This window comes from Hymenobacter translucens, from assembly GCF_020685205.1.
In the GTDB taxonomy this organism is placed as follows: Bacteria; Bacteroidota; Bacteroidia; order Cytophagales; family Hymenobacteraceae; genus Hymenobacter; species Hymenobacter translucens.
On record NZ_JAJERB010000002.1, the window covers coordinates 246554 to 266871 of the forward strand.

Annotated in this window: 19 protein-coding genes; 16 read left to right on the top strand and 3 right to left on the bottom strand. The window is 59.6% G+C overall.

The genetic code is table 11. From position 1 onward, the window contains the following. Positions 1–105: 105 nt before the first annotated feature. The 4 genes from rnr (at position 106) to LJY25_RS04760 (ending at position 4948) form a co-directional block, all read left to right on the top strand. Positions 106–2643, top strand: coding sequence for a ribonuclease R (gene rnr / locus LJY25_RS04745; protein WP_227607094.1), 2538 nt, complete (start codon positions 106–108; stop codon positions 2641–2643). 160 nt (positions 2644–2803) lie between these two features. Continuing rightward, complete coding sequence (locus LJY25_RS04750) at positions 2804–3775, top strand: polyprenyl synthetase family protein (protein WP_227607095.1); 972 nt, start codon at positions 2804–2806, stop codon at positions 3773–3775. 140 nt (positions 3776–3915) lie between these two features. Further along, complete coding sequence (locus tag LJY25_RS04755) at positions 3916–4560, top strand: rhomboid family intramembrane serine protease (RefSeq protein ID WP_317206577.1); 645 nt, start codon at positions 3916–3918, stop codon at positions 4558–4560. Positions 4561–4672: 112 nt separating this feature from the next. Beyond that, positions 4673–4948, top strand: coding sequence for a PLD nuclease N-terminal domain-containing protein (locus LJY25_RS04760; RefSeq protein ID WP_227607096.1), 276 nt, complete (start codon positions 4673–4675; stop codon positions 4946–4948). A 75-nt stretch (positions 4949–5023) separates the two neighbouring features. On the opposite strand, the gene LJY25_RS04765 is transcribed toward LJY25_RS04760, so the two are convergent. Continuing rightward, positions 5024–5656, bottom strand: coding sequence for a hypothetical protein (locus LJY25_RS04765; RefSeq protein ID WP_227607097.1), 633 nt, complete (start codon positions 5654–5656; stop codon positions 5024–5026). 208 nt (positions 5657–5864) lie between these two features. Here LJY25_RS04765 and LJY25_RS04770 point away from each other — a divergent pair, with 208 nt between their 5' ends. Together LJY25_RS04770 and LJY25_RS04775 are read left to right on the top strand one after the other, a co-directional pair. Then, on the top strand, positions 5865–6716 hold the full coding sequence (locus LJY25_RS04770; RefSeq protein WP_227607098.1) for a glycerophosphodiester phosphodiesterase family protein: 852 nt from the start codon (positions 5865–5867) through the stop codon (positions 6714–6716). A 328-nt stretch (positions 6717–7044) separates the two neighbouring features. After that, positions 7045–7431 (top strand): helix-turn-helix domain-containing protein, encoded by a 387-nt coding sequence (locus LJY25_RS04775; RefSeq protein WP_227607099.1) that lies wholly within the window; start codon positions 7045–7047, stop codon positions 7429–7431. A 742-nt stretch (positions 7432–8173) separates the two neighbouring features. On the opposite strand, the gene LJY25_RS04780 is transcribed toward LJY25_RS04775, so the two are convergent. Continuing rightward, positions 8174–8491, bottom strand: a complete 318-nt coding sequence (locus LJY25_RS04780) for a DUF721 domain-containing protein (RefSeq protein ID WP_227607100.1) — start codon at positions 8489–8491, stop codon at positions 8174–8176. A 92-nt stretch (positions 8492–8583) separates the two neighbouring features. After that, positions 8584–9687: a DNA replication/repair protein RecF gene (recF, locus tag LJY25_RS04785; protein ID WP_227607101.1), complete on the bottom strand. Its 1104-nt coding sequence runs from the start codon at positions 9685–9687 to the stop codon at positions 8584–8586. Positions 9688–9923: 236 nt separating this feature from the next. Here recF and pdhA point away from each other — a divergent pair, with 236 nt between their 5' ends. The 10 genes from pdhA to LJY25_RS04835 all read left to right on the top strand — a co-directional run bounded on the left by pdhA (position 9924) and on the right by LJY25_RS04835 (position 20302). After that, entirely contained in the window at positions 9924–10937 is a 1014-nt protein-coding gene (pdhA, locus tag LJY25_RS04790) for a pyruvate dehydrogenase (acetyl-transferring) E1 component subunit alpha (RefSeq protein WP_227607102.1), read from the top strand. Between the two features lie 58 nt (positions 10938–10995). Next, entirely contained in the window at positions 10996–11769 is a 774-nt protein-coding gene (locus LJY25_RS04795; protein WP_227607103.1) for a tetratricopeptide repeat protein, read from the top strand. 125 nt (positions 11770–11894) lie between these two features. Then, complete coding sequence (gene ribH, locus LJY25_RS04800; protein ID WP_227607104.1) at positions 11895–12371, top strand: 6,7-dimethyl-8-ribityllumazine synthase; 477 nt, start codon at positions 11895–11897, stop codon at positions 12369–12371. A gap of 245 nt (positions 12372–12616) precedes the next feature. Beyond that, a complete protein-coding gene (locus tag LJY25_RS04805) occupies positions 12617–13000 on the top strand; it encodes a TraR/DksA family transcriptional regulator (protein WP_227607105.1) in 384 nt (127 codons plus the stop codon). Between the two features lie 172 nt (positions 13001–13172). Continuing rightward, on the top strand, positions 13173–14954 hold the full coding sequence (locus tag LJY25_RS04810; protein WP_227607106.1) for a pseudouridine synthase: 1782 nt from the start codon (positions 13173–13175) through the stop codon (positions 14952–14954). Between the two features lie 102 nt (positions 14955–15056). Beyond that, the gene (locus tag LJY25_RS04815; RefSeq protein WP_227607107.1) at positions 15057–15800 is read left to right on the top strand and encodes a type III pantothenate kinase; all 744 of its coding nucleotides are present in this window, start codon (positions 15057–15059) and stop codon (positions 15798–15800) included. Beyond that, positions 15787–17121 (top strand): OmpP1/FadL family transporter, encoded by a 1335-nt coding sequence (locus LJY25_RS04820; protein WP_227607108.1) that lies wholly within the window; start codon positions 15787–15789, stop codon positions 17119–17121. The genes LJY25_RS04815 and LJY25_RS04820 overlap by 14 nt, the downstream gene beginning before the upstream one ends. Positions 17122–17137: 16 nt before the next feature. Next, a complete protein-coding gene (gene lptC / locus LJY25_RS04825) occupies positions 17138–17704 on the top strand; it encodes an LPS export ABC transporter periplasmic protein LptC (protein ID WP_227607109.1) in 567 nt (188 codons plus the stop codon). A 7-nt stretch (positions 17705–17711) separates the two neighbouring features. Beyond that, entirely contained in the window at positions 17712–17978 is a 267-nt protein-coding gene (locus tag LJY25_RS04830; protein ID WP_227607110.1) for a hypothetical protein, read from the top strand. A gap of 203 nt (positions 17979–18181) precedes the next feature. Then, positions 18182–20302, top strand: coding sequence for a peptidylprolyl isomerase (locus LJY25_RS04835; RefSeq protein ID WP_227607111.1), 2121 nt, complete (start codon positions 18182–18184; stop codon positions 20300–20302). Positions 20303–20318 lie beyond the last annotated feature (16 nt).

Consider the following 20318-nt stretch of genomic DNA (forward strand, 5'->3'; position numbering starts at 1 on the left):
CAACACTTGATTTACCCCGCGCCTGGCTTTCCTGCCCGGCGTATTTTCCATTTTTCTGCGCCGCCTGCGAAACCGAAAACCACTGGCGGCACCCTTGTTTTTCTAATGAAGAAAAAAGACAATTCCGAGGCTCCCCGCGCAACCGCGAAAGCCTCCGGTGCCCCGAAAGGCGCCCCTGCTGCCCCAGTGACCAAAAACCAGGTCTTCCGGATTTTTGCCGACAACCCCGGCAAGGTGATTTCCTACCGTCAGCTGGCCCGCCGCCTCGGCGTAACCGGCAAGGAGCAGCGCGAAGAAGTGTTTGCCCACCTGCGCGCCCTGCGCGCTTCCAACCAGCTTACGCTGCTGCAGAACGACGAATACCGGCTCACCGATGCTGATGCCCTGCGCGTGCAGCCCAACGCCGCTGACCGCCCCGAAAAGGGTAGCGCCCGCCCGCCCGTACCCGGTGCCCGGGCAATCGAGGTAGACCTGGGCGAAGACCCGGTCGTCCGCCGCCGGCGCACCCAGGGCTTCGATCACCCCGGGGGCGACGACCGCCGTCGCTCCCGCCCGGAGCGGGGGGAGCGGGAGAGCAGTGGTCCTGACACCATCGTCGGCACCGTGTCGCTGGCTACCGGGCAGTTTGCCTTCGTGGTCAGTGAGGAGTCGGAAACCGACGTGCGCGTGTTCACCGACAAGCTCAAGTTTGCCCTGCACGGCGACACCGTGCGGGTCCGGCTGCGCGGCACCCGCGACGGCCGCCCGGTAGGCGACGTGGTGGAGGTCATCAAGCGGGAGCGGGAGGAAATCGTGGGCAAGCTCACGGTCCAGAACGCCGGCTTCGGCTTCGTCTCGCCCGACCACCGCAAGATGTACTTCGACGTGTTCGTGCCCTATGCCGGCCTCAACGGGGCCCGCGATGGGGAGAAGGTGCTCGTGCACATTACCGAGTGGCCCGAGGACGCCAGCCGCCAGCCCGTCGGTGAAATCACCCGCAGCTTTGGCCCCGCCGGCGAGAACGAAGCCGAAATCAACGCCATCATGGCCGAGTTCGGCCTGCCGTTCGAGTTTCCGGCCGACGTGGAAGAAGAGTCCGAAGCCATTCCGGACCGCATCACGCCCGAGGAAATTGCCCGCCGCCGGGACTTCCGCGACATCACCACCTTCACCATCGACCCGGCCGACGCCAAGGACTTCGACGACGCCCTGTCGATCCGCCAGCTCGAGAACGGACACTGGGAAATCGGCGTCCACATTGCCGACGTGACCCACTACGTGCGCCCCGGCTCCATGCTGGAAAAGGAAGCCAAGTTCCGGGCTACCTCGGTGTATCTCGTGGACCGCGTAATCCCGATGCTGCCCGAGCGCCTGTCGAACGGCCTCTGCTCTTTGCGCCCGAACGAGGACAAGCTGACCTTCTCGGCCGTGTTTGAGCTCGACGAGAACGGCAAGCTCTACGAGTCGTGGTTTGGCAAGACCGTGATTCACTCCGACCGGCGCTTTGCCTACGGCGAAGCCCAGGAGCGCATCGAAAGCGGGGAGGGCGACTACGCTGGGGAAATCAATCTGCTCAACCGCATTGCCAAAAAGCTGTGCGCGGCGCGCTTCCGCAACGGAGCCATCGGCTTCGAAACCCAGGAAGTGAAATTCCACCTCGACGAGAACGGCAAGCCGACCGGCGTGTACGTGAAGGAGCGGCAGGATGCCCACAAGCTGATTGAGGAGTTCATGCTGCTGGCCAACCGCAAGGTGGCCGACTTTGTGTTCCGCCTCAAGAACCGCAAGCCCCGCATGACGATGGTGTACCGCACCCACGACGCCCCGGATGCCGAGCGCCTGCAGACGTTTGCCCTGTTCGCTCAGAAGTTTGGGCACACCCTCAAGCTCGACGACCCCAAGAAGCTGTCGGCGGAGCTCAACCAGCTTTCCGAGGAAGTGGTGGGCCGGCCTGAGCAGAATGTGATTCAGGGCCTGGCTATCCGCACGATGGCCAAAGCCAAGTACACGACCGAGCCCATGGGCCACTTCGGCCTGGCTTTCGACCACTACTCCCACTTCACCTCGCCCATCCGCCGCTACCCCGATATGATGGCCCACCGCCTGCTTGAGCACTACCTCGAAGGTGGTAAGAACGTGGAGGTGGAGCCCGTGGAAGAGCAGTGCAAGCACTCCTCCGACCGGGAGAAGATTGCCGCCAACGCCGAGCGTGCCAGCATCAAGTACAAGCAGGTGGAATTCATGTCCGAGGTGATCGGGCAGGAGTTCAAGGGCGTGGTATCGGGCCTCACGGAGCGCGGCATCTACGTCGAGATTGAGGAGAACAAGTGCGAAGGCATGATCCGCCTGTCGGACATTCCCGGCGACTTCTTCGAGCTCGACAAGGACAACTATCGCATCGTGGGCAAGGGCACCAAGCGCATCATCCAGTTCGGCGACGAGCTGCAGGTAATCGTGAAAGCCGCCAACCTGCTCGACCGCACCATCGACTTCGAGATGGTAGACCACCGTCCTGACGCGGTGAAGCGCCGCGAGCAGGAAGAGCGCGGCTCCTCCCGCGGCGGGGGCGGCCGTAGTGGCGGTGGCAGTCGTTCCGGCGGCTCCGGCGGCCGTGGTGGTGAAAGCCGTAGCGGCAAAGAAGGCGGTGGCCAGCGCCGCCGGTAGCCTGTCCGGTACCAGCCTGAATTGAATTCGAAAGCCCCGACGTGAACATCCGTCGGGGCTTTCTGCTTTTCTGGTCCCTGGTAGCCTGTCCGGACGTAGCCCCGAACCGCATGCCAACCGCTGCAGCCGTACCTTTCTGCCCCAACCCCCATCTGCCCCTGTGGACCTGAGTTTCTTTACCGACAAAATCACCGCTGGCCTGAGCCAGCTGCGCTACGGCCAGGAGCCGGAAGCCCTGTATGAGCCCATCCGTTACATTATGGCCCTCGGCGGCAAGCGGATCCGGCCACTGCTCACTCTCCTGGGCGCCCACCTTTTTACCGATGAGCTCGGCCCGGTCGTCCGCCCGGCTCTGGCCACCGAGGTCTTTCACAACTTCACGTTGCTCCACGACGACATCATGGACCAGGCTCCGTTGCGCCGGGGGCAGCCCACCGTGCATGAGAAGTGGAACGCCAACGTAGCCATCCTGAGCGGGGACGTGATGCTGGTGCGGGCCTATGAGCTGTTCTTGGACGTGGAGCCGCAACTCTTGCCCGGCATTCTGCGCAAGTTCAGCCGCACCGCCGCCGAGGTGTGCGAGGGCCAGCAGTGGGACATGCTGTTTGAAACCAAGCCCGACGTCAGCATCGGCCAGTACCTCGACATGATCCGGCTCAAGACGGCCGTGCTGCTGGGCTTCAGCCTGGAGCTGGGCGCCCTGCTCGGCGGTGCTGCTCCGGCTGATGCCGACCTGCTTCGGCAGTTCGGGGTCGACGTTGGCCTGGCCTTTCAGCTGCGCGACGACCTGCTCGACGTGTACGGCGACGCGGCCACGTTTGGCAAGCGCGTGGGTGGCGACATCGTGTCCGATAAAAAGACGTTTCTGCTGCTCACGGCCCAGGCTCAGGCTACGGCCGCGCACCAGGCGGTGCTGAACCAGCACATCGGTCAGCCGGTAGTTAATGCCGAAGCCAAGGTGGCGGCCATTACGGCTGTCTACAACGAGCTGGGCATCCGGGAGCAGACCGAGGCCTGCATCAACCGCTATTTCCAGCGGGCCCTGGAGCACCTTGGTCAGGTAGCCGCACCGGCCGAGCGAAAAGCCGTGCTGCACCACCTGGCGCTGCAGCTGATGGAGCGGGAAAGCTGAGCCCGCTTTTTGGGCGTTTTTGCGCCCCTTCCTGACGACTTCACTCTAAAAAGGCGCCGGAATATGCCGGACGTATCGTGGCGGTCTTAAAACGCCTTAAATCAAAACACCATCTTCTTACCCTGCCTTTTCCTTTGCCTATGATTTCCCTGAGTGTGCCCCTGATTCTGCTCGTCCTGACGGCCGGTATTTCCATCTACGCTTGGTCGAACCCGGACCTGCTGGATAAATGGACTATGAATCCTTACCGGATGCAGCGGAAAGGGGAGTGGTACCGGTTTATCACCTCCGGCTTTCTGCACGCCGACTGGATGCACCTCATCTTTAACATGCTGGCGTTCTATTCGTTTGGAAACGCCGTCTACGCGCAGTTTCAGGTGAATCTGGGGGAAACGCCCGGCCTGCTGCTCTTTCTGCTCTTGTACCTTGGCGGCATCGTGGTGTCGGATATCCCTACTTACTTCCGTCACCGCAACGACCCCGATTACCGCAGCCTGGGGGCTTCGGGCGGGGTAGCAGCCGTGCTTTTCTCGGGCATCCTGTTTAACCCCGTAGGCGGGGAAGGCGAGGGGATCATCATTTTTCCGATTCCGATTCCGATCAAGCCCTTCATCTTCGGCTTTCTGTACCTGGGCTATTCCTACTACATGGGCCGGCGCCGGGGCGACAACATAAACCACGACGCGCACTTCTACGGGGCGCTGTACGGTATCATTCTGACCCTCATTGCTTTACCGGAAATTATACCGGGGTTTGTAGTGCAAATTCGCGACTTTGTCTTTTAATACATTGATTTTCAGTGTGTTAATCAATTTATATCCTGTTTCGGCTATCTAAAGTTAAACTGGTGCGTAAAGAGAGCCCTGAACTGTTTTCCATTCTCTTTCTCTCCGAACCATGAACAAGCTTGTTTCCTTCTCGCACCGCCTGCCTTCTCTGGCGCTGCTTCTGAGCCTGACCTTTACTACCCTGCTCACCAGTTGCTCTGCCCGTAAGTCTGATGGGTCGCTGACTATTGCCGGCATCGTGTATTTGCTGGTTTCGATTTTTGCCATCCTGAGCCTGATCAAACAGGACTGGTCGATTGGTAAGAAGATCATCTGGGGACTTATCATCTTTTTCTTCCCCTTCGGTGGCTCCATCATTTACTTCTTGTTCTCGGGCCGGAAATAGTAGTCGGTAAATCCTAAAGCAACAAAAAGCCCCGGCCGGTTGGTCGGGGCTTTTTGTTGATTCGATTACGTGTTTTCATTCCTGCCGGCTGGCGCCCGTGAGCTGTTTTTGCTCGAGGCGGTTTACCTGCTTGATAAGCTCGGCGGTATTGGTAATTTCTGTGACCTGCCAGTAGCCGCCCCGGTCCAGCATTTTCAGTTCCAGCACCAGCGTAGTATCCAGCTTGGGCTGAGTGAACTCGATGCCAACCAGGGCCTCACCCGGTTGCTCGTTCACGTACTTGACCTGCTTGAATTTGCTGTCGGCACTGACCACTTTGCTGGCCACGCCCGCCAGGGAAAGCTTTACCAGCCGCTGTGCTCCGGCCCCGGCATCCATATTCAGGCGGCCCGTACGGATATAGTGCCGGACCTCGTCGCGGGCCACGCCGGCCAGCTGGGGCTTCATGAGCGCAAGGGCCTCCTGCATCATAAACCCGCGCGGAAGCGCGATACCCAGCGCCTCGCTTTGCGTCGTTGCCTGGTCAATCAGGTTTTCAGCCACGCTGCCTACGTCTACGTACCGCTCGAAATCTTCTACGTCGTGGAGCTGCGAGGCTTTCACGGCCTGGGCCAGGGAGTACTGCGGGCTGGAGCTCAGACTTCGGAAATATAGGTAGCCGCCCAGGGCCAGGCCTATGATAATGCCGTAAATGATAATCCGTTTCATGTGCTGGTGGAGCGTAAAAGACCGCCGGGGATGTGAAAATAGGAGTTAATAGCTCCCGCAGTCTGGGTGCGGGCTAAACCAGCGCGGTTGTGTTTTAACTCCGGGCTGCCGGCCCGGGTTCCGGTGCCGGCAAAGGTTATACCGTATAGCCCCGGTACAGGCTAATGCGTACAGCGAAGCCTGGTCTGACCTCTACGCCAACAGCACCATGGAACGCACGAATCAGCCCTCCCGGACGGAAGTGCATGGGCACCGGGGATGCCGCGGCTTACGCCCCGAAAACACGCTTCCTGCTTTCCGGCACGCCCTTGAGCTGGGGGTTGATGTGCTGGAAATGGATGTGGTAATCTCGGCCGATAACCAGGTGGTTGTTTCCCACGAACCCTGGCTTTCGGCCGTTATCTGCCGCGATGCGCAAGGCGGTTCCATTGACCCGGCAACCGAGCTAAAGCACAACCTCTACCACCTGTCTTACGACGTTATCCGGCGCTGTGACTGCGGGTGCACACGGCACCCAAATTTCCCCGAACAGGTTTCCGGCCCGGCCTACAAGCCTCTGCTCAGCGAAGTAATCGACCTGGCGGAAAGCTTTCAGCTACCGGCCGGGCGTCCACCAATTCGCTACAGTGTCGAGCTTAAAAGCAGTCCCGAAACCGCTGACATCTTCCATCCGAAACCGCTCGAATTCTTCCGCCAGGTCTATGCGTTGTTGCAGGGTAGGGGAATGGCGGAGCGCTGCACGCTGCTTTCTTTTGACAAGCAGATTCTTCAGGTGGCGCGTGCCGAGCAGCCCGCGCTACGGGTGTGCCTGCTGGTGGAAGATGACTCCCTCCCGCTGGCTGATCACCTCCGCGAGCTAGGGTTTGTGCCCAATGTTTTCGGTCCGCTGTTCTCACTTGTTTCTCCGCCTCTGCTGGCGCAGGCTCATGCGCTGGACATGCAGGTAGTTCCCTGGACTGTAAACGAGCCGGCAGATATGCTGCACCTCATCCGGATGGGAGTCGATGGCCTGACTACGGATTATCCGGACCGTCTGCTGAAGCTTCTGTCCCGGTTATAAGTTCTGACCTTCTACAGCTGTATAGTCCGTAACCTTCTGTAAAAGGGTTCCTCTTGCAGCGTAGTGCTCTGCGTGGACTACTCAAGCGTTACTTGCCGGATTTGCAGTGATATGTTACAGCCGAATGCTTGTGTACGCGTTACAACCCGCTGATTTGTAATGCATGTAACGTGTAACAGTGTTTCTGTAAAGGTGTAATGTTACACAATGCGCTATGTAACGTGTATCGGTTGTATACTGTATCGGTTACATTATTGTGTTTAATTTGTTTGTTGCATTGCTACACTTTTGTCATCTTTACAGTCCCATCCAAACAAGCATCTCATCTATGCCCCATCAAGGCGAAATACTGCAGGAAGCCATCAAAAACAGTGGTATTTCAATCACCCGCATTGTGGATGACTTGGGTATTACTCGTCCGACAATCTACCGGAAGTTTAAAGAAGAGACACTTGATTACGCTTTTGTAAAGAGGGTAGGAGATATTATTGGACACGATTTTGCGGACGATTTTACAATGTCTCAGCAAGCAGTGTTGCCTTTTGCTGTTACGCCTGTAACTGTATCATCTGTAAATAGTGTAACGTCAAAGCCTGTTGCTTTACAAGTTGCTGATAATGACTGTAACAAGCAGCTTCTAAGCCTTCAGACTAAGTACATTGCCTTGCTTGAGGCCTACAATGAGCTTCTATTGAAGGTGTATGGGCCTAAGTGACAAAAATGTTCCACGTGAAACATTTTTGTTGCGAAGCAGTAGCGGGGGACAGGGCGGACAGAAACAAACTGTAAAGGCCTAAGGGGCTAAAGAAGGGACAGAGGAGCACCCAGAACAACACCTGTAGACTAGGTGAAAGGAGCTCCGGTTAGGAGCATGAAACACCACCAAAAAGGCATCACTTTTAGCGGCTAACCACTGATAAAAGGGGGACTAGGGTACTGCTTTCCGTGCGTAGCAAGCCAGTTCCGTTACTGCTCTTCTGGCCTGCTGAGAAGCGCGGTGCCGGTCTGTTCCAAGGTCGGCTAAGCCGATAAAGAGCCGTCATCTAAGCCCTCCGGAAAAGGGCAGCATTGGCCTGACTTATCCTGCTCGGAAAAGCGTCAGAAAGGGTAGAATGAACCGTGAGCCTCCGGTCTGGCTGGATTAGTAACACCCCGCAACGAGGCATTATAGGCCCGGCCAAAACAAGCAATTCGAGTCTGACAGGGATAGAGACAGAGCAGGTGAATCCGACCTGGAATTAAAGGCCAGGCAAGGCTACCACCACAAATCCTCAAGACAGGGTAGGCCTGTTGCCACCCATAGCCGCTGGCATCGGAGAGCACCAGAGAGAAAGGCATCTATGGGGATGGGTGGGTGTGTCGAGCCCCGGGCAAACCGTCGGGTGCCGATAGGGTAGGGGATGGGGTAAGAAAGGAGCCTACTGCCAGGTCTCTCCTAAACCTGCTTGCCGATAGGCTTACAGGAAGACAACTTCCTTTATCACCTGCTCTCCCACCTCCGCATTGATCAACTCCATCACGCGGGTCTTCGCCATCACCAGTTCGTGCTTGAGAGGAGCCGAGCTCAGTCGCACGAACAGTTTACTCTGACTGATGTAAACCTCCTGCGTCTTTAGAGCTACTGCCTTACCCATGATCCGCTCCCAGCTCGATACAACCAGCACCTCGTTCAGCTTGCCCTGAAGCCGGTACGCCTTCAGCAGGGCTTTGATACCATCCTTAAGCGGGACGATATCGGCAGAACGGGAATTCTCGGAAGAGCTTGGCTTTTTCAAAACGGGTAAATATACTGACGCGCGAAGCTGAACTGTAAGCGGGAGCATGCCCGCCACAACAGCACAACCACAAAGATACAGGAAGGCGAAGCCTAAAGCGCAGTGACAGTACCGGCCTGCACGCGAAAGCGGGCAATCTGCTCCGACAAGGGAGCCAGGACCTTGTCGGTACGGTCGAGGTGGGTGTCCGTCAGAAATACCTGCCCGAAGGTATGGTTTGCTACCAACTGCATCAGTCGGGTGATACGCTTCTCGTCCAACCGGTCGAAGATGTCGTCGAGCAGGAGCAGAGGCTTGTGCTGCTTGCGCTGCGCCATCACCTCGAACTGAGCCAGCTTGAGCGCAATGGCAAACGACTTCTGCTGTCCCTGGGAGCCAAATGACTTGACGGATACGCCGTCCATCAAAAAGGCAAAATCGTCCTTATGCGGGCCAACGGTCGTGCGCTGAAGCGCAAAGTCTTTGCGTTCATGGGAACGGAGCAGCTGCCCGAAATCAGCCCCGGGAAGGTTGCTCTTATACATAAGCTCGACCAGCTCCCGGTCGTCGGCCAACTGCTGGTAATGGCGCTGAAACACTGGGGTAAATTCAACCAGGAACTGTTCCCGTAGTCTTACAATCTCCTCACCCGCCGGAGCCAGCTGCTCATCCAGGACCAGCAGAAAGTCCCGGTCGAATAGCTGCCGCTCGGCCGCCATTTTAAGCAGGGAGTTGCGCTGCTTAAGTAAGTGAGTGTAGGTGATCAGCAGCTCCAGGTAAGAATGGTCGAGCTGAGAAATCAGGCTATCGAAATACCGCCGCCGCTCCTCACTGCCCTGCCGGATCAGGTCGGTATCGTAGGGTGAGATGAGCACGACCGGGTAGCGGCCGATATGGTCGGCAATCCGGTCATACGGCTGCTTGTTCCGGGTCACCAGCTTTTTCTGCCCGGCTCGGAGGCTGCACTGGATAACGTTGAGCTCGGCACCGGTCTGAAAGCCGCCTTTCACGACGAAGAAGTCGGCCCCCTGCCGGATGGTCAGGGCATCAGACGGATTAAAGGCGCTCTTGCTCAGGGACAGGTAATGGATGGCATCCAGCAGATTCGTCTTCCCGCTTCCGTTGTCGCCCACAATACAATTGATGTGGGGGGAGAAACGCAGGTTCGCTTCCTCATAGTTTTTAAAGAAGAGAAGATGCAGGTTTTCAAGAATCATTGGGGTTCGGAATTGCAATCCTTTTACGTACTTTCGCATCCCAAACGCGAATAAACGAGAGTACGATGGCGGAGACGAAAGTAAAGGCTGGCCAAAAGGAGGCGAAGCAGGCAGAGAAAAAGCCGGCCACCAAAGCCAAGTCTAAATCTCAACCGAAGGCAGCAGCCGAAGTCAATACTGTGAAACAGCCCGATCCGGTGTTGCCACCGACTGAAGAGCAAGAAGGAAACAAAGATATGCCGCGCGCCACGACGCCGGCTAAACCTGAGTTCCCGAAGGAAACCTACCTCACCTGGTATGAGCAGATGCAGCTCATGCGCAAGTTTGAGGAGAAGGCTGGTCAGCTGTACGGCCAACAGAAGATTAAGGGTTTCTGCCACCTCTACATCGGCCAGGAGGCCTGCGTAGCCGGTGCCGTCTCGGCCCTGACCAAGGGTGACAAATGGATTACGGCGTATCGTGACCACGCTCACCCCCTGGCCCTCGGCTCTTCGCCCAACGCTATCATGGCCGAGCTGTTCGCGAAAGCCACCGGTTGCTCGAAAGGCAAGGGCGGCTCAATGCATATGTTCGACAAGGAAGTGAACTTCGTTGGTGGTCACGGCATCGTGGGCGGCCAGGTGCCGATGGGTGCCGGTCTCGCCTTTGCCGAGAAGTACAACAAGACCGGCAAGCTCTGCATCTGCTACATGGGCGACGGCGCCGTGCGCCAGGGTGCCCTGCACGAAGCGTTCAACATGGCCATGCTGTGGAAGCTTCCGGTCATCTTCGTGATTGAGAACAACGGGTACGCAATGGGCACCTCCGTGCAGCGTACCTCCAACGTTACCGACCTCTATACCCTGGGCGAAGGCTACGACATGCCGTCGGAACCGGTGAACGGGATGAATGTGGAGGATATTCACAACGCCGTGGCCCGCGCCGCCGAGCGGGCCCGCGCCGGCGAAGGCCCCACGCTGCTTGAGTTCAAGACCTACCGGTACAAAGGTCACTCGATGAGCGACCCGGCCAAGTACCGCACCAAGGAAGAGGTAGAAGACTACCGCTCCCGCGACGCCATCGAGTCGGTGCGCTACACCATCCTTACCCACAAGCTGGGCACCGAGGAAGAGCTGGCCGCTATCGATGAGCGCATCAAGGCCATCGTGAATGAGTCGGTTGAATTCGCGGAGAAATCGCCTTACCCTACCGCCGATGAACTGTACAAGGATGTATATGTTCAGCAGGATTATCCATACATCCGCGACTAGCAACGGCCCAGCGGATCCAACACCGGTTGCCCGACCGGATTTCCCCGAATAAGAAGTAATGTCAAAGATTCCATACACGCGCAACAGCCCTCTCTCGCGCCAGCAGTCGCAGCCGGTTCCCGGCGACCCGAACCAGCCGAGCGAGGAAGTGAACCCGGCTCACCCTCTACTTGAAGATCCGGACGCCCTGGCCGAGCGCCTGGCCAATTCCGAGGACTTTCTGCGCCGCAACAAGAACCTGCTGCTCGGCGCCCTGGCGGTGGTGGTACTGGCGGTAGCCGGTGCCTTTGGTTACTACACCTGGCGCACCACGCAGGACACGAAGGCCCAGGGCCTGATGTTCCAGGCCGTGAACTACTGGGAAGCTGACTCGCTGAAGAAAGCCATGAAGGGCGACGGGCAGTATCCCGGACTCGAGGCCATTGCTGCCGACTACAGTGGTACGAAAGCCGGTAACCTGGCCAACTTCTACGCCGGCGTTGGTGCCCTGAAGGATGGCAAGTTCCAGGCCGCCATCGACTACCTCGAAGACTTCAGCTCCGATGACCTGCTCGTGCAGGCCCGCGCCTACGCTTTGCTGGGCGACGCCAACTCCGAGCTCGGCAAATACAAGGAGGCCGCCGACTTTTACCAGAAGGCTGCCCAGCACAACGCCAACGAGTACTTCTCGCCCGGATACCTGCTCAAGGAAGCCACAGCCCGCGAACTGGCGAAGGATAATGACGGCGCCCTGAAGGCTTACGACAAAATCATCACCGACTACCCGGCTGCCGCTGAGGTAGCTGAAGCCCGGCAGTATAAGGCCCGCGCTGAAGCTCCGGCCGGCAAGTAGACTCTATCACGACACCAACAGGCTGCGCTTTTCCGAAAGGAAGGGCGCAGCTTTGTTTTAGGTAGGAAAAGCCCGGCCCGGGCTACTCCTGAAAATATCCGGACACCACCTTAACGGCACTGACTATGGCCACCTCCCTGAAGAACCTCAGCGACTACACTTCCGACCACTTTATTGATATCAGTGAAAAGCGCTTCGGGCTGGTCGTAGCCGAGTGGAACCGGGAAATAACCGACGTGCTTAGCCAGGGCGCCTACGATACCCTGATCAAGCATGGCGCCAAGGCCGAGAACATTTTCCGCAATACCGTCCCAGGCAGCTTTGAGCTAACCCTTGGGGCCCAGCTGCTGGCCCAGCACGAGGAAATCGATGCTGTGATCTGCCTGGGTGTCGTCATCCAAGGAGAAACCAAGCACGACGACTATATCTGCCACGCCGTGGCCAGCGGCATCACCAATGTTGGCCTGAAGTTCAACAAGCCCGTCATCTTCGGCCTGGTGACCACCAATACGCTGGAGCAGGCCTGGGACCGGGCCGGGGGTAAGCACGGCAACAAGGGTGTAGAAGGCGCTGTAGCAGCCATTCATATGCTGGGGTTCTGAACCTTAAACCAGCTTTACTAAACCAATAAAAAGCCGGGGCTGGCTGATTACCGGACAAAATGGTAGCTTTGCGGCCAAAACTGCGGGGCTAAAGTTGTTGCTGTTATGCAAATGGCAACCATTCAGCGCCAAGGCTTTGGCAAACTAAATTGGTAATACCGCTGTTGGAGCCCTATCACAAAGGTTTTGTGTAGCTTTGTTTGCGGTAACGTTCTTGCTTTCAATAAGTTAATTCCCTGATTCCAATGAGTGACGAAACCCTACGCTATTCCAGGGAAGAACTGGTCGAGTTTGAGGAGATAATCCAGGACAAGCTCACGGCCGCCCGCAAAGAGTTGGCGTTTATCAAAGAAACCCTGACCCGTCGCAACGACTCAGGCACCGACAACACCGCTTCTTCTTCCAAAGTACTGGAAGACGGCGCTGACACGGCTGAAAAGGAAAGCCTGAACCAGCTCGCTTCGCGGCAGATGAAGTTTATCCAGCAGCTCGAAAACGCGCAGATCCGGATCAAGAACGGTACCTACGGCGTGTGCATCGGTACCGGCAAGCTTATTCCCAAAGAGCGTCTTCGGGCTGTTCCTCACACCCAGCATTCGATTGAGGCTAAAATGTCGCGCCGCGACTAACCGGTCTTTTTAACCGACACGTAGCCCGGACTTGCGGTACGTTGCCCCTGGGGCGGCTCCGCTGGTCCGGGCACTGTTTTCTAGTCTGGTTTGTAGTACTATTTTCCCGGTACCTTACCCGACCACACTTTTTCACCTGTACCGTAGCGATACGGCATATTAGCCTGCACTTATGGGCAAGAAACATCACTCCGACAATACCTCCGGCCGAAGCCGGGGCAACAATTCCGCCGGCCGCTCCGGGGGAGGCGACAACTTCCGCAAGTTTTCTGACCGCTCCGGCAGCGACCGGCCTTCGGGCTCGGGCTACCGTCCGGGCGGCAATGACAGCGGCCGAGGCAACGACTATCCGTCTCGTCCCGCCTTTGGCCGCCCGGCTCCCAAATCGGGTCCCGGCGCCGGCTTTGGCGGTAAGCGTTTTGGCGGTGGTCCCGATGCGCCCCGCTCCTTCGGACCGAATGCCGGTAAAGGCTTCGGGCGAGATGGCGGACGCGACAACCGGGACGCTCGGGGCGGCTTTGGCGGAGGCGACGACCGTCGTCCGTTTAACCGCAACTCCTCGGAGCGCCCGTTCCGGCCTTTTGACAAGGATGCACCCCGCCGCTTCGACGACCGTCGCGGCTCCGGCGGCAACGACCGGGACCGCAAGGAAGAGCGCCCGTTCCGCCCGTATGAGCCCAAGGCCAACTGGCCCGGGCAGCCGTACCGGCAGGAGGGCAAGCCCGCCGTGCCCCGGGGAGGAGCCGGTGAGCGGAATCGCAAGTTCAACAAGAAAAATCCGCACGAGCCGAACATCACCAGCATGCCGGAAGCGCCGCGTCCGCAGCCGGAGTACCGCCGCGACGAGCAGACTGGTCCGGATCGGGAAATCCGGCCGGCCCGTCCGTTCGACTTCCGCGGTGCCCCGGCTTCGCTGAACGACGAGCCGCGCCGGGGCGCTGACCGCCCTGAGCGGCGTGACGAAGGCCGGGACAGCCGCAGCGCCGGACCAGGTCGCAGCAGCGGTGAGCGGGGTGGCTTTACCGGCCGCCGCGACGATGACCGCCGCCCTGCCCGCCCGGGCTACGAGGAGCGCAGCCCCCGCCCGGATCGTGACAAGCGTCCGGCCGCGCCTTCTAACCGGGCTGACAAGCCCAAGTATGGGGAAGTGCCCGGGGAGTCGCCGGAGTACAAGAACCTGAAGCACTACGAAGCCGACAAAACCCGCGGCAACAAGCGCCGGCGGGAAGAGGAAGGCTCCGAGAACGAAGCCATCCGCCTGAACCGCTACATCGCCAACGCCGGCATCTGTTCGCGCCGGGAAGCCGACTCGCTGATTGCCGCCGGGGAAATCCGCGTGAACGGCGAGGTGGTAACCGAAATGGGCTACCAGGTGCAGCCCAGCGACACCGTGCAGTACGGCAAGACCAACCTCAAGCGCGAGAAGTGGGTGTACGTGCTGCTGAACAAGCCCAAGGACTTCATCACGACCACTGATGACCCCGAAGGCCGCAAGACGGTGATGGACCTCGTAGCCGGAGCCTCAAAAGAGCGCATCTTCCCGGTGGGTCGCCTCGACCGCAACACCACGGGCCTGCTGCTGTTCACCAACGATGGCGAAGTAGCCCAGAAGCTGACGCACCCATCGCACCGCAACAAGAAGATCTACCAGGTGGAGCTGAACAAGCCCCTGACGGAAGATCATCTGCGCGAGATTCAGGAAGGCGTGGAGCTGGAGGACGGCAAAGCCGAAGTAGACGACGTGGCGGTAGTAGCGGGCAACGCCCACTTCGTCGGCATCGAGATTCACATTGGCCGCAACCGCATCGTGCGCCGCATCTTTGAACACCTCGGCTACGAAGTCGTGACCCTGGACCGCGTGCAGTACGCCGGCCTGACCAAGAAAGACCTGCCCCGCGGCAAGTGGCGCTTTCTGTCCGAGCAGGAGGTTATCCGCCTCAAGTATTTCCTGTAACACGCAACCCGGATGAAGGCCGGTGGCTCTAGCAAGAAGGAAGCGTCCCGGTAAGGCGCTTCTTTTCCGAGCCACCGGCCTTTTCCGGTCTTTGCCTGCCTTATGCGCGCCCTCGTTCTGGATATCGGTAATACCGCCGTGAAGTACGGCCTCTTTGAGGAGGCCATACTTCACGACTCGGGTACCGTTGCACCAGGCCCGGGCTCGGTAGAAGCGCTGGTGCAGCAGCTACGGCCCGACCATGCTATCCTAGCTTCCGTAGCGGAGCCGGGCTCGGAATGGGTCAGCAGGGTCCGGCCTTTTGTGCCGGGGGAGGTGCTCAACTTCGTGCCGGCCACCACGGCCCTGCCAATCCGGAACAGCTACGCCACGCCCCACACGCTGGGCGCCGACCGGATGGCTGCTGCGGTAGGAGCCGCCACGCTGCGGCCGGGAGCGGATACGCTTATTGTGGATGCCGGCACGGCCATCAAGTGCGACTGGGTCGAAGGCGGGCACACGTTCCGGGGCGGCAGCATCGCGCCGGGGCTGCGGCTGCGGTTCCAGGCCCTGCACACGTTTACCGGCCGGCTGCCGTTGGTGGACCTGCCGCCGCACGGCGATGAGCTGGCCCTGACCGGCACCGATACCACGTCGGCTATCCGGAGTGGGGTGCTGCTGGGCGCAGTGGCTGAGGTCAATGGCATTATCGACCAGTACCGGGTGCTGAGCCCGACGCTGGGCGTACTGCTGGCGGGTGGCGACGCCGGCTTTTTTCTACCACGGCTGAAAGGCCGTATCTTTGTCATTCCTGAGCTTGTGCTCATTGGACTTCACCGAATTCTGGTGCATAATGTTGAAAGATAAACTCGCGGCCCTTGTTGGTCTGCCCTTGCTGACTTTGCTGGTGGTGCCGCATACCTACGGGCAGGGCCTGGGTAACTCCCCCTACTCGCGCATTGGTATCGGCGACGCCAACCCCAACACCGGCGGCGTCCGGCAGCAGGGGATGGGCGGCGTTGGACTGGCCGCGCCTAACTCGGCCCAGGTAAACGAGCTGAACCCGGCACTGCTGTACTACACCGCCCGTACGACGTACGAGGTAGGGGTGAAGGGCAGCTTTCAGACCGTACGCAACCAGGTCAGCTCCCAGCGCAACGGCAGCGGCTCTCTCGACTACCTGGCCCTGGCGGTTCCGCTTTCGAAGCGGTGGGCGGCGGGCGTGGGCCTCAAGCCCTATACGGCGGTTAACTACGATGCCACGGTACTGGGGGCAGTGAAGGATGGCGATGGCAACACCATTGCTAACTCCCTGGAGCAGTACCGGGGCACGGGTGGCTTGTCGGAGGTGTACCTGGCGCAGGGCTTCCGGGTAGCCAAAGGGCTTTCGGTCGGCCTTACCGGGTCCTACGTCTTCGGCAACATCGATGATCAGACGGCCACGTCGGTGCTGCCCGTCAACGCTCCTACGGTTGACCTGACCAAGGTAATCCTGCGGGAGCAGATCCACTATTCCGACTTTACGGCCCGCGCCGGGGTACACTACCGGGGCAGCTTCAACGAAAAGATCAACTACAATCTGGCCGGCACTTACCGCTTTGCGGCCGACCTCAACGGCTCCCGGACGGCTACGCTCGAGCGGGAGAATGCCGAGGGCCAGCAGGTGGAAAGCCAGTCGTACGGCAGCGAGGTGAAGGGAGAGGCCAGTATACCCGCCCAGGCTCAGCTCGGCATCAGCTTCGACAACAACCGCAACTGGTCGGCCAGCGTGGATGTGGCCCAGCAGGACTGGTCTAAGTTCCGGGGCCTCGGCCTGGGCAACACGCTTACGCTTAACAATACGGTCCGGCTGGCCGTGGGCGGAGAACTCACGCCCGACCCGGCTTCCGTCGAAAACTATTTCCGCCGCATAACCTACCGGGCGGGCCTGAGCGTAGCCCAGCTGCCCTACCGGCCGGCCGGCCAGACGCTCTACGACCGGGCCGTAAGCTGGGGCTTCTCGTTTCCGCTGCCGTCGGCCACGCCTCTCGAAGCCACTACCATGATGCTGGCCTTTACGTACGGGCAGCGCGGCAACACCGAGCGCAACGCCGTAAACGTGAACGGCAACGTGAAGGAAGACTACATCCGGATGCAGCTGGGCGTGACCCTGAACAACCGCTGGTTTATCAAGCGCCGCATTGAGTAAGGTGTTTTCTGGCCTGATGAAACCGCTCCGCTCTCGTCTTCTGCCTGCTGCCCTGCTCGCCGCTATGCTGGCCGTAGGCTGCCAGAAAAAGGAGGAGGCCATCAAGAAAAAGGTGGTGTTTACCGGGCCCCTGCTCGAAACGAGCAACGTGCTGACGCTGTTCAGCGACTCGGCCCGGCTGCAGATCAAGCTCACGGCTCCGCTGGAGCAGCAGTTTGAGAGCGGCGACCTGGTGTACTCGAAGGGCGTGATGGTCACTTTCTACGCCAAGGATGGCGTGCAGGTCGTGAATACCCTGCGGGGCAACTACGGCAAGTACGAGAAAAACAAAAACCTCTACGTCGTGCGCGGCAACGTGGTAGTCAACAACGAGGAGAAGCAGCAGAAGCTTAATACCGAAGAGCTGTTTTTTGACAAACAGAAAGCCCAGATCTACACCAAGCCCGACATGCTGGTGCGGGTGGCCACGCCCACTGAAATCCTGACCGGCACGGGCCTCACCGCCAACCAGGACTTTTCGCGCTACCGCATCCTGCATCCGACCGGCGTCTTTACCGTGGCAGCCGATCCGGCCAAGCCCTAACCCTGCCATGACCAAATTCTTCGATAAGTCCCTGCTGCGCACCGTGCTGTTCGCCGTGGCCCTGGTCACGCTGGTGATTGGCGTGTACCAGACGGTGCTGCTCAACGACCTGCCCGGCAACTACTGGCTGTTCATGATTTCGTTTGGCTGCGTGCTGGGCTTCAAGTACCTGGGCCGCGAAAAGGAGGAAGTAGCCACGAAGGCCACCCCGGTGGCCGGACGTAAGCCGGCCCCGAAGCCGGGCCCGGGCAAGGGGCCGAAAAAGGCCCGCTAGGAGCGGGGCCGCCCGGCTAGCAGCGCCAGTGGGGCCGCCGGCAGGCGGGAAGAGCAACCCGCCCGGGCAGCCGGCTAAATCTCAGGTATTTGCCTAATCCTATTCCGCCCGGCGTGCAAACCTTTGAATGTCCGGGGGATTCTGGTTATTTTGCGCCTCTTTCCAAGTCTTCTTACCGCACTTACCGCGCTTTTTTCAAGTAAATGGCATTAATTAACACAATTCGGGAGAAATCCGGCTGGGCTGTCGGCGCCATCGTTATCGGACTGCTGCTCTTCATGATTGGCGGGGACCTCATCGGGGGCAACAACCGCCTGTTCAACCGGAACGACACAACCATTGGCGAAGTCGCCGGCGAGCAAGTAGAATACGCCGACTTTCAGAACGCCCTGGAACAGGCCAAAAACGCCTTCGTTTCCCAGCAGGGCCGTCAGCCCGACGAAACCACGATGGGCTACCTGCGCGACCAGGCGTGGAACCAGACCATTTACCGCATTGCCTTCCAGAAGGAGTTCGATAAGCTCGGCCTCACGGTAAGCGAAGACGAGCTGACCGACATGGTGCAGGGCAAGAACATCCACCCCAGCATCCGGCAGGCCTTCACCGATCCGAAAACCGGTCAGTTCGACCGCGCCAAGATCAACGAGTACCTGCGCAACCTCGACAAGCTGCCGCCCGAGGCGCAGGCCGCCTGGTACAACTTCGAAAACAACCTGACCCCGGAGCGCCTCGGCAACAAGTACAACAACCTGCTTAAGTTGTCGACCTACGTGACGACGGCCGAGGCCAAGCGCTTCGACGAGGACCAGAACACGAAAGCCAGCATCCGCTACCTGTTCGTGCCCTATTTCTCGATTTCGGACTCGGCTATCAAGGTTTCCGATGACCAGCTCAAGGCGTACCTCGACAAAAACAAGGGCCGCTACAAAGTAGAGGAAGGCCGCACCATCGAGTACGTGACTATCCCGGTCATTGCGGCCAAGGACGACAGCGCTGCCGTGCGCAAGAGCGTTGATGACCTGGCAGCCCAGTTCCGCTCGGCTCCCAACGACTCCCTGTTCGTGAAGCTCAACTCCGACCAGCCCTACAACGGAGCTTTTGTGTCGCCGGCTGAGCTGCCCGAGAAGCTGCGCCAGAACCTGCCCCTGCAGGCAGGTCAGGTGTACGGCCCTTACGCCGAAAACGGCGTGTATTCCATCTTCAAGGTAACCGGCACCAAAGCCGGCGCCCAGCCGGCCGCCCGCGCCAGCCACATCCTCATCAAGCCCGAAGGCACCACGCCCGAAGCCAAAGCCGCCGCGCTGGCCAAAGCCAAGGGTATCCTGGCCCAGATCAAGGGTGGCGCTGACTTCGCCGCCATGGCCCGCCAGCACGGCACCGACGGCACCACCGCCACCGGCGGCGACCTGGGCTGGTTCTCGCAGGGCCGCATGGTGCCCGAGTTCGAGAAGGCCATCTTTGGCGCCACCTCGGCCGGCCTGCTGCCCAACCCGGTAGAAACCTCGTTCGGCTACCACATCATCAAGATTACGGCCCCCAAAACCAACCAGACCTACCAGGTAGCCACCGTTACCAAGAACATTGTTCCTTCCGATGTTACCCGCGAGGCCGCTTACGCCCGCGCTCAGCAGCTGAAAGGCGAAGCCACGGACCTGGAGTCGTTCCGCAAGGCAGTTGCCAAAGACAAAACCCTGCAGAAGCAGGAAGCCAAAGGCCTCGGCCGCGGCGACCAGGCCGTGAACAACATTCAGGGTGCCCGTGAGGTGGTTCGGTGGTCGTATGGCGCCGGCAAAACCAAGACGGAAATCGGTGATGTTTCGGAAGTGTATGAAATCGGCGACCAGTACGTCATTGCCGCCCTCGTAGGGGAGCGGGAGAAAGGCACGGCCGACGTGGCCAGCCTGAAAGCTGAGCTGACCGCTGCCGTGCGCAATGAGGAAAAAGCCAAGCAGATCATGGCCAAGCTGCAGGGCAAGACCGGCACGCTGGAGCAGATTGCTGCTACCTACGGTCCCCAGGCCCAGGTAAAGACCGCTGATAACGTAGTAATGAACGGCGGCATGATTCCCGGCCTCGGCGCCGAGCCCCTCGCCGTAGGCAAGGCCTTTGGCCTGAAAGCCGGTCAGAAGTCGGCCCCCATTCAGGGTGAGCAGGGCGTGCTGATTGTGGAGCCCGTTGCCGTGACCAAGCCGACTACGCCCACCGACGTAGCCGCAGTCCGCAAGCAGTTGATAACCCAGCGCACGGCCCGCGCCGACGGTGCTATCTACGAGGCCGTTAAGCAGCACGCCAACATCAAAGACGAGCGTACCAAGTTTTTCTAAGCCCCCGCGCCACGGC

Coding starts and splice junctions, on each gene's coding strand:
- LJY25_RS04830 (WP_227607110.1), top strand. CDS start 17,712: ATGACCAAATTCTTCGATAAGTCCCTGCTGCGCACCGTGCTGTTCGCC.
- LJY25_RS04755 (WP_317206577.1), top strand. CDS start 3,916: ATGATTTCCCTGAGTGTGCCCCTGATTCTGCTCGTCCTGACGGCCGGT.
- LJY25_RS04805 (WP_227607105.1), top strand. CDS start 12,617: ATGAGTGACGAAACCCTACGCTATTCCAGGGAAGAACTGGTCGAGTTT.
- LJY25_RS04775 (WP_227607099.1), top strand. CDS start 7,045: ATGCCCCATCAAGGCGAAATACTGCAGGAAGCCATCAAAAACAGTGGT.
- lptC (WP_227607109.1), top strand. CDS start 17,138: ATGAAACCGCTCCGCTCTCGTCTTCTGCCTGCTGCCCTGCTCGCCGCT.
- LJY25_RS04815 (WP_227607107.1), top strand. CDS start 15,057: ATGCGCGCCCTCGTTCTGGATATCGGTAATACCGCCGTGAAGTACGGC.
- ribH (WP_227607104.1), top strand. CDS start 11,895: ATGGCCACCTCCCTGAAGAACCTCAGCGACTACACTTCCGACCACTTT.
- LJY25_RS04820 (WP_227607108.1), top strand. CDS start 15,787: ATGTTGAAAGATAAACTCGCGGCCCTTGTTGGTCTGCCCTTGCTGACT.
- LJY25_RS04810 (WP_227607106.1), top strand. CDS start 13,173: ATGGGCAAGAAACATCACTCCGACAATACCTCCGGCCGAAGCCGGGGC.
- LJY25_RS04770 (WP_227607098.1), top strand. CDS start 5,865: ATGGAACGCACGAATCAGCCCTCCCGGACGGAAGTGCATGGGCACCGG.
- LJY25_RS04760 (WP_227607096.1), top strand. CDS start 4,673: ATGAACAAGCTTGTTTCCTTCTCGCACCGCCTGCCTTCTCTGGCGCTG.
- rnr (WP_227607094.1), top strand. CDS start 106: ATGAAGAAAAAAGACAATTCCGAGGCTCCCCGCGCAACCGCGAAAGCC.
- pdhA (WP_227607102.1), top strand. CDS start 9,924: ATGCCGCGCGCCACGACGCCGGCTAAACCTGAGTTCCCGAAGGAAACC.
- recF (WP_227607101.1), bottom strand. CDS start 9,687: ATGATTCTTGAAAACCTGCATCTTCTCTTCTTTAAAAACTATGAGGAA.
- LJY25_RS04835 (WP_227607111.1), top strand. CDS start 18,182: ATGGCATTAATTAACACAATTCGGGAGAAATCCGGCTGGGCTGTCGGC.
- LJY25_RS04795 (WP_227607103.1), top strand. CDS start 10,996: ATGTCAAAGATTCCATACACGCGCAACAGCCCTCTCTCGCGCCAGCAG.
- LJY25_RS04765 (WP_227607097.1), bottom strand. CDS start 5,656: ATGAAACGGATTATCATTTACGGCATTATCATAGGCCTGGCCCTGGGC.